Origin of the sequence: Clostridium sp. UBA7339, assembly GCF_002470865.1 — a bacterium.
GTDB lineage: Bacteria > Bacillota > Clostridia > Clostridiales > Clostridiaceae > Clostridium_J > Clostridium_J sulfidigenes.
The window spans coordinates 662,206-677,992 of sequence record NZ_DKPI01000014.1 but is presented as its reverse complement, the minus strand read 5'-3'; the positions used below and the strand labels follow the sequence as shown (position 1 = coordinate 677,992).

At 28.8% G+C, this 15,787-nt stretch carries 16 protein-coding genes; 14 read left to right on the top strand and 2 right to left on the bottom strand.

The window, feature by feature from the left end:
* The first annotated feature begins 135 nt into the window (after window positions 1–135).
* From B2S02_RS17425 to B2S02_RS17415, 3 genes are read left to right on the top strand one after another with little or no spacing between them, the layout of a single operon-like run.
* Window positions 136–1,176 carry a M20/M25/M40 family metallo-hydrolase gene (locus B2S02_RS17425; RefSeq protein ID WP_346876649.1) on the top strand — a complete coding sequence of 347 codons (1,041 nt, stop codon included), beginning with the start codon at window positions 136–138 and terminating at the stop codon, window positions 1,174–1,176.
* Window positions 1,167–2,195, top strand: coding sequence for a M42 family peptidase (locus B2S02_RS17420; RefSeq protein WP_346847696.1), 1,029 nt, complete (start codon window positions 1,167–1,169; stop codon window positions 2,193–2,195). The genes B2S02_RS17425 and B2S02_RS17420 overlap by 10 nt, the downstream gene beginning before the upstream one ends.
* An 18-nt stretch (window positions 2,196–2,213) precedes the next feature.
* Complete coding sequence (locus B2S02_RS17415) at window positions 2,214–3,206, top strand: hypothetical protein (protein WP_346847695.1); 993 nt, start codon at window positions 2,214–2,216, stop codon at window positions 3,204–3,206.
* Window positions 3,207–3,350: 144 nt separating this feature from the next.
* Here B2S02_RS17415 and B2S02_RS17410 read toward each other — a convergent pair whose 3' ends face one another.
* Both B2S02_RS17410 and B2S02_RS17405 read right to left on the bottom strand, forming a co-directional pair.
* Window positions 3,351–3,521, bottom strand: coding sequence for an HTH domain-containing protein (locus B2S02_RS17410; protein WP_084178217.1), 171 nt, complete (start codon window positions 3,519–3,521; stop codon window positions 3,351–3,353).
* Between the two features lie 83 nt (window positions 3,522–3,604).
* Window positions 3,605–4,402 (bottom strand): nitrilase-related carbon-nitrogen hydrolase, encoded by a 798-nt coding sequence (locus tag B2S02_RS17405; RefSeq protein ID WP_346847694.1) that lies wholly within the window; start codon window positions 4,400–4,402, stop codon window positions 3,605–3,607.
* Window positions 4,403–4,689: 287 nt separating this feature from the next.
* On the opposite strand from B2S02_RS17405, the gene B2S02_RS17400 reads away from it, so the two are divergent.
* The 11 genes from B2S02_RS17400 to B2S02_RS17350 all read left to right on the top strand — a co-directional run bounded on the left by B2S02_RS17400 (window position 4,690) and on the right by B2S02_RS17350 (window position 15,779).
* Window positions 4,690–5,517, top strand: a complete 828-nt coding sequence (locus tag B2S02_RS17400) for a YihY/virulence factor BrkB family protein (RefSeq protein WP_346847693.1) — start codon at window positions 4,690–4,692, stop codon at window positions 5,515–5,517.
* A gap of 132 nt (window positions 5,518–5,649) precedes the next feature.
* A complete protein-coding gene (galU, locus tag B2S02_RS17395; RefSeq protein WP_346847692.1) occupies window positions 5,650–6,525 on the top strand; it encodes a UTP--glucose-1-phosphate uridylyltransferase GalU in 876 nt (291 codons plus the stop codon).
* Window positions 6,526–6,758: 233 nt separating this feature from the next.
* On the top strand, window positions 6,759–8,798 hold the full coding sequence (locus B2S02_RS17390; RefSeq protein ID WP_346847691.1) for a PAS domain-containing sensor histidine kinase: 2,040 nt from the start codon (window positions 6,759–6,761) through the stop codon (window positions 8,796–8,798).
* A 151-nt stretch (window positions 8,799–8,949) separates the two neighbouring features.
* Window positions 8,950–9,291 carry a single-stranded DNA-binding protein gene (locus B2S02_RS17385; RefSeq protein WP_035132193.1) on the top strand — a complete coding sequence of 114 codons (342 nt, stop codon included), beginning with the start codon at window positions 8,950–8,952 and terminating at the stop codon, window positions 9,289–9,291.
* Window positions 9,292–9,609: 318 nt separating this feature from the next.
* A complete protein-coding gene (locus B2S02_RS17380) occupies window positions 9,610–10,560 on the top strand; it encodes a MoxR family ATPase (protein WP_346847690.1) in 951 nt (316 codons plus the stop codon).
* A 9-nt stretch (window positions 10,561–10,569) separates the two neighbouring features.
* Window positions 10,570–11,697, top strand: a complete 1,128-nt coding sequence (locus tag B2S02_RS17375) for a DUF58 domain-containing protein (RefSeq protein ID WP_346921083.1) — start codon at window positions 10,570–10,572, stop codon at window positions 11,695–11,697.
* Window positions 11,697–12,962 (top strand): hypothetical protein, encoded by a 1,266-nt coding sequence (locus B2S02_RS17370; RefSeq protein WP_346847688.1) that lies wholly within the window; start codon window positions 11,697–11,699, stop codon window positions 12,960–12,962. Before B2S02_RS17375 ends, B2S02_RS17370 begins: the two co-directional genes overlap by 1 nt.
* Window positions 12,963–13,233: 271 nt before the next feature.
* Window positions 13,234–13,581, top strand: coding sequence for a DUF6514 family protein (locus tag B2S02_RS17365; RefSeq protein WP_346847687.1), 348 nt, complete (start codon window positions 13,234–13,236; stop codon window positions 13,579–13,581).
* A gap of 203 nt (window positions 13,582–13,784) precedes the next feature.
* Window positions 13,785–14,159: a holo-ACP synthase gene (locus B2S02_RS17360; protein WP_346847815.1), complete on the top strand. Its 375-nt coding sequence runs from the start codon at window positions 13,785–13,787 to the stop codon at window positions 14,157–14,159.
* Window position 14,160: 1 nt separating this feature from the next.
* On the top strand, window positions 14,161–15,063 hold the full coding sequence (locus B2S02_RS17355) for an NAD(P)H-hydrate dehydratase (protein ID WP_346847686.1): 903 nt from the start codon (window positions 14,161–14,163) through the stop codon (window positions 15,061–15,063).
* A 98-nt stretch (window positions 15,064–15,161) separates the two neighbouring features.
* Window positions 15,162–15,779, top strand: a complete 618-nt coding sequence (locus B2S02_RS17350) for a germination lipoprotein GerS-related protein (protein ID WP_346847685.1) — start codon at window positions 15,162–15,164, stop codon at window positions 15,777–15,779.
* Window positions 15,780–15,787 lie beyond the last annotated feature (8 nt).

Sequence of the window (15,787 nt, the reverse complement as noted above, 5' to 3'; positions counted from 1 at the left end):
AAAATATACTTCCCATCTTTGACTTGTTATTTATTTTCAGATGCCTTAGTAGTATTGTTGTAAATACTTAACAGCTAAGGTATACTTTTATTATCATTAAATGTATTTTGTAATTAGAAGGGGAGTCTTATGATTATGGAGGATAAAGAGTTACTAAAAACACTTTGTATGTCTCATGGCCCTAGTGGAAGAGAACACTGGCTTGGAGATTATGTGACAGAGGTATTTTCGGAATTTGGACAAGTTACTAGGGATAATTTAAATAATATAATTATTCATAAGAAGGGTAAGGGCAAAGGTAAAATCATGCTTATGGCTCACCTGGATGAAGTATTTATGATTATAACAGAGGTAAAAGAAAATGGATTTTTAGCATTTAAAGGTAATGGTATTGATCCTAAGACTTTAGTTTCTAAAGAGGTTATAATCCATGGAAAAGAAGCTATTCACGGTATTATAGGAATTAAGCCACCTCACTTAATGAAGGATGAAGATCGAAAAAAAGCAGTAACTATAGATTCTTTATTGATTGATACAGGATATTCTAAGGAGTCTTTAGAGAATATAGTTAAACCAGGAGATTATGTTACTGTTAAAGGAAACTATAAAGAACTTTTAAATAATAATGTAAGTGTTAAAACTGTTGATGATAGAGGTGGAGTTGTAGCCTTATATAGATGTGCTAAGGAACTTAAAAATATAGAACATGATATGGATGTTTATTTTGTATGTTCTGCTCAAGAGGAAGTAGGTCATAGAGGTGCTAAAACTGCTACTAATAGAATTAATCCAGATATAGGTATTGCTGTAGATGTTACCTTCGATTGTGGAATGTATGGTCTTGAACATGGTGATACTGAACTAGGTAAGGGTGGAGTAATCTGTATAGGTCCTAATATTCATCCTAAGGTTAGAAAGCATCTTATGAAGGTTTGCAAAGAATATAATATTCCATTTCAATTAGAAGTGGAAGCCGGAAATACAGGAACAGATGCTTGGGATATTCAAGTAGCTGGTGAAGGGGTTGCTACACTTCTTATATCAATTCCTATAAAATACATGCATACTTCAGTGGAAACTGTAAATATGGATGATATAAAAAACACAGGATATATGATGGCAAAGTTAATAGAGAGTATAAAGGGTGAAGAATTGGAGGAATTAGTATGTTTTTAGATGAGATTCTTCAAAAGAACGGTATTTTAGATAAATTGACTTCTTTAAGTGGTCCTTCAGGATTTGAGGGAGAAGTAAGGGGCTTTATTAAAGAACAGGTTACCCCTTATGTAGATGAGATTTTTACAGATAGAATAGGAAATATTATTGTTCATAAAAAGGGTAAAGGAAAAAAAGTAATAGTTGATGCTCATATGGATGAGGTAGGTTTTATAATAACTGGCTACAATGAGGATGGAAGCTTAAGATTTAGTGCTTTAGGAGGGATAAATGCTAAGATAATACCTTCTAAGACTGTACTTATAGGGCCTAATAAAATACCAGGAGTTATTGGAGCAAAACCAATTCACCTTCAAGGAGCAGAGGAGAGAGAAAAGGGTCTAAATTATAGTGATTGCTGTATTGATATAGGAGCTAGGTCTAGAAAACAAAGTGAGGAGCTTATAGATCTAGGGGAGTATGTAGTTTTTGATACAGAGTATGATGAATTTGGAGAAGGGCTTGTAAAGGGAAAGGCCTTTGATGATAGAGTAGGATGTTTTGTACTTATGGAGGCATTAAAGGAAAATTATGATGTAGACCTATATGGAGTGTTTGCAGTTCAAGAAGAAGTTGGAGAAAGAGGCGCTTTCATTTCGTCTTTAAATTTAAAGGGAGATTTAGGAATTGCTTTAGAGGGTACAATATGTGCAGATATGCCAAGTGTTCCTAAGCACTTAAGAGCTACTGAAGTTGGAAGAGGACCAGCTATATCAATAATGGATTTAACTAGTATATTCGATGTTGATGTGGCTGATGATATTATGGAAGTAGGGAATAATTTAAATATTCCATATCAAAGAAGAAAAGCTATAGCTGGAGGAAATGATGCAGCTACTTTCCATGGCACAGGATCTGGGGCAAAGATTGCTACTATTTCAGTTCCATGTAGATATATCCATTCTTCAGTTTCAGTAGCATCAAAGGAAGACATAAAGAACACAGTTAAATTATTAGTAGAATACTTAAAAACACTATAGATTTTGGAGGTATTTGTGATGAATAAATTATTTGAAGATTTAGTAGGAGCATTTGGAGTTAGTGGACATGAGGAAGAAGTTAGAAGTGTAATTGTTGAGCAATTAAATTCACTAGAAGTTGAAAATAAGGTAGATAACATGGGAAATGTTATAGCTAAAATAGGTAGAAGTAATGGAGAGGAAGAAAAGAGAATTATGATTTCTTCTCATATAGATACCATGGGATTTATAGTTATGTATATTGAAGATAATGGTTTCTTGAGAATTGGAAAAGTAGGAGAATTTGATGAAGCTGCCTTTGTGAATAATATGGTAGAATTTGAAAACGGAAATTCAGGAAGAATTTGCGGAACTAAAGATAGTCCTAAAATAGATGACATGTATATAGATTTAGGAGTAGAAAGTATAGAAGAGGCTTTAGAACTAGTAAGAGAAGGAGATGTATGTATTATTACATCTAATGTTATAGAGGAAGAAAAGAATATAATTGCACCAGCTTTAGATAATAGAGTAGGCTGTTATATGTCACTAAAATCTATAGAGAAACTTATAGAGAATAAAGAATCATTAGAGAAGTTAGATAAGGAAATATATTTTGTATTTTCGACTCAAAACACTTTAGGAGGAAGAGGAGCAAGAGCAGCTGCTTATGAAATAAATCCTATGTATGCTTTAGTTGTAGATGGAGAAAATGCTGGAGATACATTAGGGGGAAGTGGAAAGTTTTCTTTAGGAAAGGGTACAGGAATAAAGTTCATGGATAAAACTTTGTTAATGCATCATGAAGTGAAAGAACAATTGGAAAAAGTTTATGAAAAAATGGATAAAAAACCACATTATATCTTTGGTGAAACTCAAGGTGATGGTAAAACAATCCATAAAGAGGGAGTAGGAGTTAAGACTGGAACCTTAGTTTATCCTGTAAGATATAAGGATACAAATATGGAAATGGTTAATTATAAAGATATAGAAGAAGGAATAGAAGTTATTTATAATTATACTACATTATAATATAAGGTTATTTAAATAGACCTATAGACATAACTTTTAGAGAATATACAAAAAAATAATAAATATTAGAGCCTTCACTTTAAGAATATGAGTGAAGGCTCAATTTAGTTTAGGATTAATTTGTTTTAAATTATAAGGTAGTAACTATTTTGCAGCGTAATAGCATCTTTTTGGAGATTCTATTTTATCCTCTGCTTTAAGTGATTTTATAGCTTTATCTACCTCTTTTTTGTCAATACCAGCCTTTTCAGCAATTTCTCCAGCTTTTAATGGCTCAGATGAATTTTTCAGTACTTCTAAAACTTTATCTACCATGTTAACACCTCTTTTAATAATTATAGTTATTTAATAATATTTATTATATAATATTCTAATAAAAATATCAACAATATTATATTTTATCTGTTATCAGTTTGTAATTTATTATAAAGTAATTCTCGTCTGTCCTCCTTTACTTTAAAAGAATTTCTGACTCTACTGACTAAAGATCTATCTATGTCTGCTATGAGAATATCCTCCACACCTTCCTCTGTGCTACCTATAATTTTACCTAAAGGGTCTATAATTAAAGAATTTCCACTATAGTTTATATTATTACCAATACCAATCCTATTAACTCCAGCAATATAGCATTGATTTTCAATAGCTCTACTTCTAAGCAAGGTTATCCAGTGTTCTTTTCTACTTTCAGGCCAATTAGCAGCTACAGTAATTAAGTCACATTTTTTTGAAGCTATTTGAAAGATTTCAGGGAATCTTAAGTCATAGCATATAAAAGGTGAAAGGGTTATTTCATCAATTTGTGCAAAGCATATTTCCTCACCACCAATGTAGTATTTACTTTCTTCACCATAGGAGAAAGGATGTATTTTAGAGTAGTTACATAGAATATTTCCATTAGAAGATATTATTGTATAATTATTTTTACCTTTTATATCATTAGTAATACCCTGAATATAACCAATTCCTGCATTAATGCAATAACCTTTGCATAAACTAGAAATGTAGGAAAACGTAGAAAAATCAAATTCTTTTAATTTTTCTATGTTCATTGTAAACCCAGTAAAGGATAGTTCAGGAAATAAAAGTAAGTCTATTTTTAGCTCTTTAGCTTTTTTAAAAAATTCTTTGCTTGCTGATAAGTTAAATTGCTTATTTTCCCATAAAATATTATTCTGTACCAGTCCAATTTTCACAATATCACCCCTTATATTACTAATTATAATATATTTTAAAGTTATTATTCATAATAATCCTAAGAAATTTATTATTTTATAAGAAAGTTAATACTAAATTATATGAAGGGTGATTTGTTTAATTATGTTAAAGAAAGTGGTATAATTAAAGGAAACTTAGCTCCAATAATAGGTCAATTTTTAATTGAGTTTATAAATTCTTAATACTGTCTATATACTTCCTAGATAATAGGTCAATATTATAATATATAGACAATAGAATAATGTAAAAGGTAGGGGTATTGCCTATGAAAATAACTGAAAACACAGTGAAAATGGCATTGAGATATAAGAACCATCATATATCTTCATTAGCTTCACAGTTAGCTTTTGATATGCTGTTTTCATTTTTCCCATTTTTGATTTTATTACTAACTCTAGTTGGATTTATAAACGTAGATCCCATAGAAGTGATTGGAAGTTTACAAAATATAATGCCCGAGGAATTATATAATTTAGTATCTACTTTAGCCCTTCAATTGTTACAAACTAGAAATGGAAATTTATTATCTTTTTCATTAATGTTCTCCCTTTATACAGCATCTAGAGCTTTTAGAGCCATAAGATACGGGTTAAACAGAGCATATAATGAAGAGGAAGATAAAAATAAGATAAAGTTAATAATACTCTCCGTTTTATTTATGATAGTGATATCTTTTATGATAATATTTGTACTAGGTTTTTTAGTATTTGGAGAGATGATAAGTTTAGAATTAGTTCAATGGTTAGACCTTGATATTAAGTTATTTTATTTTATACGATATTTAAGGTACCCAATTGGTTTTGCAGGTATGATAGTTATATTTACAGCCATATATAAGCTTATACCTTCAAGACGAATAAAATGTAGAGAGGCCTTGCCAGGGGCTATATTCACAAGTATTGCTTGGATAATTTTATCAATGGGGTTTGCGTTTTATGTAAACAACTATGGGAAATATACTGATATTTACGGAAGCATAGGAGTGGTTATTGTTTTGATGGTTTGGTTACAAATAACATCTACTACAATTTTATTAGGGGGAGAACTGAATGCACTATTAATGTATGATAAAGAAAATAGCTTCAAAATATAATAAATTCATGTTTAATATTAACACTTATGAGAATGTTTAGTTTAATTATTTGTAATATTGTGTTAAGATAATGAAGAAGAATGACAATGATGTAGAATATTATATAAGGTCAATAGTAATGGAGGGTATGAGATGAAGGTTAGAAAGGCTATAATTCCAGCAGCAGGTTTAGGAACTAGATTCTTGCCAGCTACAAAAGCGGTGCCTAAAGAGATGATTCCTATTGTAGATAGACCTACTATAGAGTATATAGTAGAAGAGGCTGTGGCTTCAGGTATAGAAGAAATACTTATAATAACAGGTAGAAATAAAAAAGCTATAGAAGATCATTTTGATAGAGCTGTAGAACTAGAAATGAATCTTGAGAGAGATGGGAAGAAGGAACTTTTAGAGTTAGTCCATAAGTCAACTAATATGGCTAATATCCATTATATTAGGCAAAAGAATCCAAAGGGGTTAGGCCATGCCATAAGTTGTGCTAAAGCTTTTGTTGGAGACGAACCCTTTGCAGTTATGCTAGGAGATGACATAGTAGATAGTGAAGTTCCTTGTTTAAAGCAATTAATGGATGCTTATGATAAACATGGTACTTCAATTTTAGGAGTTCAAGAAGTAGCCAAAGAAAATGTAAGTAAATATGGAATTGTAAAAGGCGATAAAATTAATGATAGAGAGTATGTAGTTAAGGATTTAGTGGAAAAGCCAAAGGTTGAAGAAGCGCCATCTAATGTTGCTATTTTAGGTAGATATATTATAACTCCTGAAATATTTGACATACTAGAAGATACTAAACCAGGAAAAGGAAATGAAATACAATTAACTGATGGTTTAAAAACTCTAATGGAAAAGGAAAGTATGCATGCTTATATTTTTGAAGGTAGAAGATACGATGTAGGTGATAAATTAGGATTTTTAGAAGCTACAGTGGAATTTGCTTTAAAAAGACAAGACTTACAAGATAACTTTAAAAAAATTTTGGAAGAAAAATTTAATTTAAAGCATATATAATTTAATAATAGAGCATAAAAACTGGTATATAATCCCAATGATATATATCAGTTTTTATTTTATATATCAAATTTTATTATTTTTACTCAGAAGAGGTACGGAGACTTATTCTCATTAACCTGTCAAGAAAAAAATGTAGAATAATAGTAGAAAAATGTAGTAAAAAAAGTATTAATTTTAGTGTAAAATGATTAAGTGGTACATTGAGTAACGTTAAAATTGGAGGATAAATAATGGAGTTTAAGAATAAGGAAGATTTGGAGTTTTACAACAACATTTCGGAACCTATTATAGTTATAGATAGTAATAATGAAATTAAATACTGCAATGAAGGAGCGTTAGAATTTTTAGGAGTTCAAAGTATTGATTCAATTGAAGAGTTGGATATAAACACAATGATAAAGTTCTCTACGTTGAAGAGTGGTGTCTTTGATGTAAAGGATTTTATAAAAAATGATAGAAGTGAGAGAATTCGTGCAAGTATAGATACAAGAATATATAAAGAAATAGAAATAGAATTAGTTTTTAGAAGTATAAAAGTTGGTAATAGTGAAGGCACCTTAATGTTGTTGAAAAATATAGTAAGTAATAATCTCCATTTTAAATCAGAAGTTATCAATAAAGACAATAGCAAATTAGAGGAGCATGAAGAATTTAAATATATTGTAGTAGATAAAGACGAGGATGAAGCCTTCATCTCAACAAAAGAAATAGACTTAAATATAAATTTTTATAAAGCTATTTTTGCTAATAGTACCACTGGAATTGTAATAGAAAAGGAAAATAGAATTAGTTATATAAATAAAGTTGCTATGGATATAATTGGAGACCCAAAAAGTGATACCTTTTTAGGTAAAAGTATTTTTGAAATAATTAAGTTAGATTCTATACAATATAATGATGAATTTTTGAAAAAACAGTATTCTAAATATAATTCTAGTTTGAACATAGTAGAAAGAAAGTTTATTAGAGAAGATGGGAGCATTGTTTATTGTGAAGTTACACCCATGTGTTTTGTGAATGATAATGATATATATTCTATATTTTTAATTAGGGATATAACAAGAAGAATAAAAGTAGAGGAAGCAGTAATAAGCAATAGGGATAATTATGTTGAGCTTCTTAAACTTTTACCCTTTGGTATGGTTATATATTCTGATGGTAAGCTTGAAATAGGTAATGAGGCTTTAGTTAATATTTTAGGACTTAACGGGATAGATGAATTAAAAAATTTATCCTATATAGATATAGTAGATGAAGAATATAAAGATGTAGTTAAAGAAATGTATTTTGATGCTCAATTTAGAGGAAAATCTACAGAATTTAAGGAAGTTAAAGTGAGAAGGGAATATGGAGCACTAATAGATGCTGAGATTGCAAGTTTCGGAATAAATTTTAGTTATGGAAGATCTGTAGTATTTTTAATTCAAGAAGTTACAGAACGCAAAAAAGCTCAATTAAATAAAGTTAAATTGGAACAAGCTATAAAATATGATAAGTTAAAAACTGAATTTATATCTAATATGTCCCATGAACTAAAAACACCATTGAATATAATATTAAGTACTGTACAAGTATTGCAATACAATTATAAAGATAAAAATGATGAACAATTGGATAGATATCTAGATTTAATGAAAGTAAATAGCTATAGGTTATTAAGACTAATAAATAACTTAATAGATGTTACTAGAATTGATGTAGGTAACTTAAAAATGAATTTTGGTAATTATGATATAGTAGCTATAGTAGAGGATATAACTATGGCTGCAGTAGAGTATGTGGAAAGTAAAGGTATGACTTTAATATTCGATACTGATATTGAAGAAAAAATTATAGGAATTGATAGAGAAAATATAGAAAGAATAATATTAAACCTATTATCAAATGCAGTTAAATTTTCTAAGGATGACGGAACTATTATGGTGTCTATTCATGATTTAGGGGACAAGGTTCAAATTTCAGTGAAGGATAATGGAATTGGTATTCCAGAAGAACTTCAGGAAAAGATATTTGATAGATTTGTGCAAGGTGAGGATCTATTTACCAGATCTCACGAGGGGAGTGGAATAGGATTATCCCTAGTAAAATCTATAGTTGAAAATCATGGTGGAAAGACATATGTAAAAAGTATTGTTAATGGAGGAAGTGAATTTATTGTAGAACTTCCAAACATTCTTTCTAAAAATCAATTTTGTTCAACAAATCTATATCATGCTGATAAATATAATTTAGAAAGAATAAAAATTGAGTTTTCAGATATATATAGATAAGAATATTTAAAATGCTATTGGAATAGTTGTTCCAATAGCATTTTATTTTTCATACATTAAAAGAATGGTTAAGATATTTTTAATAATATGTTTAAAAAATATATTCATGGGTAAAATTACAAAAAATGATATGTTTTTTTGGAGGTATATGATGAATAGAATAGTTTTAGTTGGTAGATTGACACGAGACCCTGAAATTAAAGTTTTTGAAGATAGTAGTAAGGTTTTTACTAGATTGGTTTTGGCTGTAGATAGACCTTATAAAACTGCATCGGGAGAAAAACATGTAGATTTCATTCCAGTAGTACTAAGAGGAAAGAAAGCAGAAATTGTTAATGAATATCTAATTAAAGGAAGTGTTATTAGTGTAACTGGTAGACTTCAAAGTAGGCATTATGAAGGTGAAGATGGACAGAAAAAGTACATATCAGAAGTTATAGCAGATGAATTTCAGTTCATGAATACTAAGAAACCTAAAGAAGAAATTGGTTAAATCTACATGACTTAAATTGTTATTTTAGTAAATCGCATATATGTGTATAACAATCTAAACAATATTTTTAATCAGTAAAGCCTATTCTATTGTAATATCACAATAGAGTAGGCTTTTTTAAATTAATTAATAATAAGTAAAAAAATATTTATTTATTAAAAAGTCACAGGTTAGTATATTAAAAATATTTGGATAATAGGCATATTAAGAGTATAATAAATTCATAAGGCAAAACTTTAATCTTATTTAAAAATGGTAAATTTCAGGTATAAAATATAGATTATAGTTAAACAAAATATAAGGGTAGAGGGGTTTATTATGGAGCTTGAAAAATTTAAAGTATTTAGAGAGAAAGCAATGGAAAACATATCTAAAGTTATAATTGGTAAAGAGCATATAATTGATAAAATAATAGTGTCATTTATAACTTCTGGTCATGTATTATTAGAAGATGTTCCAGGACTTGGGAAAACTAAACTGTGCAAAACATTGTCAAAAACTATGAATTGTAGCTTTAAAAGAATTCAATTTACACCAGACTTATTACCTTCGGACTTAACAGGAATATATTTTTATAATCAACAATCAAAAGAATTTGAATTCAGAGAAGGACCGCTTCTAAGTCAAATTGTTTTAGCTGACGAAATAAATAGAGCTACGCCAAGAACACAATCTGCTTTACTTGAGTGTATGGAAGAGAGACAGATAACAGTAGAAGGAAATACGATAAAGTTAAAGAGGCCATTCTTTGTTATAGCCACTCAAAATCCAGTAGAACAATTTGGTACATTCCCGTTACCGGAAGCTCAATTAGATAGATTTTTTATGAGATTATCTATGGGGTATCCAAGCTATGATGAAGAAATAAAAATGATGGATAGGTTTATAGGAAAAGATCCATTAGACTCCCTAGAGTCTGCTATAACTATAGAAGAAATAAACTATGTTCAAGAGAATTATAATAAAGTTTATGTTAGTGATGAAATAAGAAGATACATAGTAGATTTAGTCAATGCTACTAGAACTAACAGTGAAATAGAGTTGGGATGTAGTCCTAGAGCTACATTAAATCTTATGAAAGGTTGTCAAGCATTAGCTGCTATTAGAGAAAGAGATTATGTGATTCTTGAAGATGTTAAAGAGCTTGCAATACCTATAATGAGTCATAGAATTATCTTGAAAAGCGAAATAAATAGTGGCAGTGAGAAGAGTGAAAGAGTTATACAAAAGATTCTCGCAACTATAGAAACTCCAATAGATAGGCAATAGAGGTGTATTATGATACTTCAAATATTTGTTTTTGCAGCAATTGTAATTATACTGGTAAATATAATGAGTTTTATTACTGAAAAAGGGTATGAAAACTTAAAGGTGTATAGGAAAATAAAACCAGATAGGGTAACTGTGGGCGAAGAATTTACAATAACTATGAAAGTAGAAAACAATAAAAGAATGCCCGTTCTATTCTTGGTGGTGGAAGAAAGAATACCTGTTGAATTAAGATTTGTTGGCGAAGTCTCTACTTACAAATATGGAAATGATAATTGGCACATATGCAAGTATGTAATGGGTAAATTTCAAAGAAAAAGTAGAACTTATACTTTAGTAGGAAAAAAAAGAGGAGCTTACATAATAAAGTGCATGAATATTTTTATAGGGGATATGTTGGGACTAAATATTAAAAGTAGAGAGCAGAATGATTATATTGAAGTTTTAATTTATCCTAAGGTAAAATCAATAGGAAGCTTTAGATTTGATGTGACAAATTTTTTAGGAGATAATACAGTAAGGAGATGGATACATAAGGATCCTTTATATATAAAAGGAGTAAGAGAGTATAACGTTGAAGATAGAATGAAGGATATTCATTGGAAAACTTCATTAAAGGCAGATAAGCTTATGGTTAAGGACTATGATTATACTTCAGAACAACAGATGGTTATAATCCTTAATACACAATGTGGAGATCCTTGTTGTAATTATATAGATGAAGATATTATAGAAACATCTATAGATATTGCAGTTGCATTAGCTGCAAAAGCATCTAAAGAAAGTATCCCAACAGGTATTTGGAGTAATGCACATTTGATTTACTGTAATGAAAATTCTGTAAATGAGATTGAGCCGAAGGTAGGAAGTTTTAATAGTATATTGGAGTTTTGTACTAGAATATATCTTGCTGTAAAATATGAACTTAATGAATACTTAAAGAGTAGAATGCCTTATTTTGATAAAAGTTGTACCTATGTATTAATTACTACTTATTTAAATGAAAAAGATATTAGGATTTTAAATATTCTAGTGGCAAATGGCTATAAAATAAAGATTATAGATGTTTCTAGAGAAAACAAAATTAAAAATATCAAAGGAATTGATAAAATTTCATATAAGGGGGAGATGAAGTAATGAGTTGGTCTGAACAAGTTAGGCTTTATTATGATATAACATTTAGTATGCTAACATCTGTTGTTTGGATGATAGTAACAGCTCTTATATTTTCTAAGGATATGAAATTTTCTATTTTCATTTTAATGATGATATCTATATTAACTAGCAAATATTTACTAAGAAAAGGTAAGAAGGTAGAGATTTGTATTGGGGTTTCTTTAATCCCAATTATTGTTTACGAAATATTTAGTCAAGAAATAGTAATTGCCATTGTAGATATAATATTTGTAGCATTAATCAGTGCTGTTTTACTTAGAGAAACTAATGAAAATATAAATTATGATAGATATAAAAATATTTTTATAAATGGAATTTCTTATATTTTCATAGCATCAATTATCTGTAGTATGTTCAGGCCTATTTATGCAGAAATCATATTTAGAGGTATAGTTATATATCTGATTTTGATGGTTATAACTATGAGAGAGACTATGGGATATTGTTATAATATAAAAAGTTCAAAAGTGAATAAAATTATAAATATATCTCTAATTTCATTGGCATTATTAACTACACAGGAGTTTTTTTATAATATATTTGTGAAGGTAGTTTCAATTTTGTATAGAGGAATTGAATTTATAACTGAATTTATAATAGATGTAATAGTAAAAATTATTGGGATTCCAATGACTTGGGTTTTTAATGCTTTACAAAAATTATTTACTGAAAGACGAGGAGCTTTAGAAGATATATTTGGAAGAATAGATTCAGGTAGTAAAAATCCCCCAAATATAAAAGGATTAACGCCAGAAATGGTAACAGCAAGTCCCACATTTATATTTATAATGAAGGTTATAGTTACAATAATATTAATATTAATTGTAAGTAGTATCATAAGAAAAATAATAAAAGGTACTAATTTAAATAGAGATGATGGTTATACTGAAATAATTGAAGAGATTGAGCAAAAGGATCCTGGTTATAAAAAAGTTATAGATAAAATCAAAAAAATATTTAGAAAGAAGGGTACCCCTAGGGAAGAAGTTTTATATAAGTATAGTGAGTTTGTAGAAGTTGCAAATAAAAAAGAGATTTTTAAGACATATATGACTCCAAGACAACTTGGTAATATTGTTAAGATAAAAGTGGATAACTGTATGGAAGTTGATGAAGTTACTAATATGTATAATGAAGCAAAGTTTTCTACACATATTATAAACAAGTCTTATGAACAAAAAGTGGAAAAATATGTGGATAACATCAATAAAAACATAAAAAAGTGACAAGAAAAATTAATCTACAATAAAAGACAAGAAAACTCACATAATATTAACATTTTATCCACTGATATATTAACAATAACAAATAGTTTTGTATAACTGTAAAGAATAAGTAATTTTGTGAAATAAGGTGTAAATTTTGAGGGGGAATATATTATTGTTGCCTACAAGAATTTACACATTATTTTTTTATATAGTGATACAATTTCTTTAGGCAATAAAATGTTGTAATTTTATTGCTATAAATGGTTTTACATTATTTGGGGGTGCTTTTATGATAATTGAGACGTTGAAATCTAACATGGTATGTGAAGAGAATACTATAGAATACACTTATAATTTAATTCAATCAGAATTAGAGGTCCATATGAATGGTGAAAGAAGGGTTATAGATGTATATGGTGTAGAAATAGAAAGTGAAGTGAAAAATAAAGGCAAACATGTAAAGCAATACAAAGAACATGTAGAATGTATAACTCCTAATAGATATAAGGGAAGTGAACTTCTGGGATTATTAAAAAATAATGTGGTCTCACCAATACATCTTATAGATATTATAGAAGAATATATAGAGGCATATTATGCTGATTTTGACGAACTTGTACAAGCAATAGCAAATTAATTATAACTATTTTTATTTATATGAGTAGTTTATAAAGTTAAACTTAATTAATATGATAATTGAAAATATTATCATCATATACTTTCATATATATATAAGTTATAGTTGATATTAACCTATTTATTTATTAAAATTAAAGATGTAAAAATATGTTTATAATTTAATTATAAGTATATGAAATATTTAGGTTTGGAGGTGAGATGGTGATAGTAGGAGTTGGAGTAGATATAGTTGAAATAAGACGTATAAAAGATGTAATGGAAAAAAATGAAAAGTTTTTAGAAAAAATATTTACAAGTAAAGAAATACAATACTTGAAAACTAGGAATTTAAGGCCGGAATATGTAGCAGGTAGGTTTGCTGCAAAGGAAGCGGTTTCAAAAGCACTAGGAACAGGGTTTAGAGGATTCAACTTCAGAGATATAATAGTAGATAGTACTACTCTTGGTAAACCTACAGTCACATTAGAAGGGCAGGCAAAAAATATTGCTAACAAGAATGGGAATACAACTATTCATCTGAGTATTTCTCACGGATGCGATAGTGCTATTGCCTATGCTGTTTTGGAGGTCGTTTAATATGGTAAATCCTTTTGATAAATTAAAAATTAATAGATTAGGGTTTATAGGATTTAAACATAGGGCCATACAAATGGATAAGGAAATGATACAAAGTATATTAAAAGCTAGAGATGATGATACCTACAAAGGAGATTATGGACAAGCATTTATAATAGCTGGCTCTATGGGCTTTTCTGGTGCTGCATATCTTACTACTCAAAGTGCAGTAAGAAGTGGCGCTGGATTAGTGACCCTTTGCGTTCCTAAAGAAATACAGGAGATAATGAGCATAAAGTTAAATGAGGCTATGACAATCAATTTTGAGCAAAGTGAAAAAATAGGTAATATTATGGTTAAGTCTAATTGTATTGCTATTGGACCAGGAATGGGGAATGCTAAGTTAACTTTTAATATAGTGAAAAGTATGATTGAAAATGCAGAATGCCCTATTGTAATAGATGCGGATGGACTAAATGTACTACAGGGAAAACTTGAATTGCTTCATAGTAAAAATAATAGCATTATATTAACACCTCATTATGGGGAGATGGCAAGATTAACTGGATTATCTGTTGATGAAATAAAAGAAAATAGGGTAGAAGTAGCAAGGAATTTTGCTTATGAGTATGATGTAATAGTTTTATTAAAGGACCATAGAACTGTAATAACTGATGGAACACAGGTTTTTGAGAATACTACAGGAAATAGTGCAATGGCATCAGGTGGAATGGGAGATACTTTGACAGGAATTATAACTTCATTTATTGCTCAGGGATATGATGCTCTAGAAGCTACATGCATTGCTACATTTATACATGGATATTGTGGTGATAGGCTAGCAGAGAATATGTTCTGTGTCAATGCTACCCATATTATAGAAGAATTACCTTTTGGGATAAAAGAAATTTTGGATAGTAATTGATACATAGAAATAACTGTGGATTATAATAAAATAAATATGGTTATAGAGAGTAGAAAACTATAATAAACATATAGTGTAATAAGTAATTGGAGGAATTTATGAAAAAAAGACTAACTTATACACTATTTATTATAGCTATATGCCTAACCATTGCAGTGGCTTTATTCATTAAAGGAAGAACAAGGACTTTAGATGAGTATAATGTAATTGATTCCTTAAGTGAGATTAAAGCCTATAAGAGTGATATAACTATAGAGGTCGTAAATGACAGAGAAACAAATAAGTATGAAGGGTTTCAAACCTATAAAAAAGATATAGGATATAAACTGGATTTAAAGGATAAGAGATCTTTTACTTTTAAAGGTGATGAGATACTTGTTAAAGATAAGGAGAATATCAAAGAGTATACCTTAGATAAAGGGTTTGATGAAGTATTTAAATATGGATTTATTGGTGAATATATAGGATTAATATATACAAATGAACAATTAGAATTTGAAACTGAAACAATAAATAATAGTGAGTGCTTTGTGATAACAACAGTGATTCCTGGAAGCAATAACAACATTTGCCAAGGTAGCTTATATTATGATATTAAAAATAATAGACCGAAGAAAATAATAATCTATGATAATAAAGGTAGAGAAAGAATTATATATACTTATGAAAACTTTAACTGGACTGATAAGGTTGAAGATGTGGAGTTAGATTTATAACAATGATA

Coding starts and splice junctions, on each gene's coding strand:
- B2S02_RS17365 (WP_346847687.1), top strand. CDS start 13,234: ATGATAATTGAGACGTTGAAATCTAACATGGTATGTGAAGAGAATACT.
- B2S02_RS17420 (WP_346847696.1), top strand. CDS start 1,167: ATGTTTTTAGATGAGATTCTTCAAAAGAACGGTATTTTAGATAAATTG.
- B2S02_RS17400 (WP_346847693.1), top strand. CDS start 4,690: ATGAAAATAACTGAAAACACAGTGAAAATGGCATTGAGATATAAGAAC.
- B2S02_RS17415 (WP_346847695.1), top strand. CDS start 2,214: ATGAATAAATTATTTGAAGATTTAGTAGGAGCATTTGGAGTTAGTGGA.
- B2S02_RS17410 (WP_084178217.1), bottom strand. CDS start 3,521: ATGGTAGATAAAGTTTTAGAAGTACTGAAAAATTCATCTGAGCCATTA.
- B2S02_RS17375 (WP_346921083.1), top strand. CDS start 10,570: ATGATACTTCAAATATTTGTTTTTGCAGCAATTGTAATTATACTGGTA.
- B2S02_RS17385 (WP_035132193.1), top strand. CDS start 8,950: ATGAATAGAATAGTTTTAGTTGGTAGATTGACACGAGACCCTGAAATT.
- galU (WP_346847692.1), top strand. CDS start 5,650: ATGAAGGTTAGAAAGGCTATAATTCCAGCAGCAGGTTTAGGAACTAGA.
- B2S02_RS17425 (WP_346876649.1), top strand. CDS start 136: ATGGAGGATAAAGAGTTACTAAAAACACTTTGTATGTCTCATGGCCCT.
- B2S02_RS17390 (WP_346847691.1), top strand. CDS start 6,759: ATGGAGTTTAAGAATAAGGAAGATTTGGAGTTTTACAACAACATTTCG.
- B2S02_RS17370 (WP_346847688.1), top strand. CDS start 11,697: ATGAGTTGGTCTGAACAAGTTAGGCTTTATTATGATATAACATTTAGT.
- B2S02_RS17380 (WP_346847690.1), top strand. CDS start 9,610: ATGGAGCTTGAAAAATTTAAAGTATTTAGAGAGAAAGCAATGGAAAAC.
- B2S02_RS17350 (WP_346847685.1), top strand. CDS start 15,162: ATGAAAAAAAGACTAACTTATACACTATTTATTATAGCTATATGCCTA.
- B2S02_RS17355 (WP_346847686.1), top strand. CDS start 14,161: ATGGTAAATCCTTTTGATAAATTAAAAATTAATAGATTAGGGTTTATA.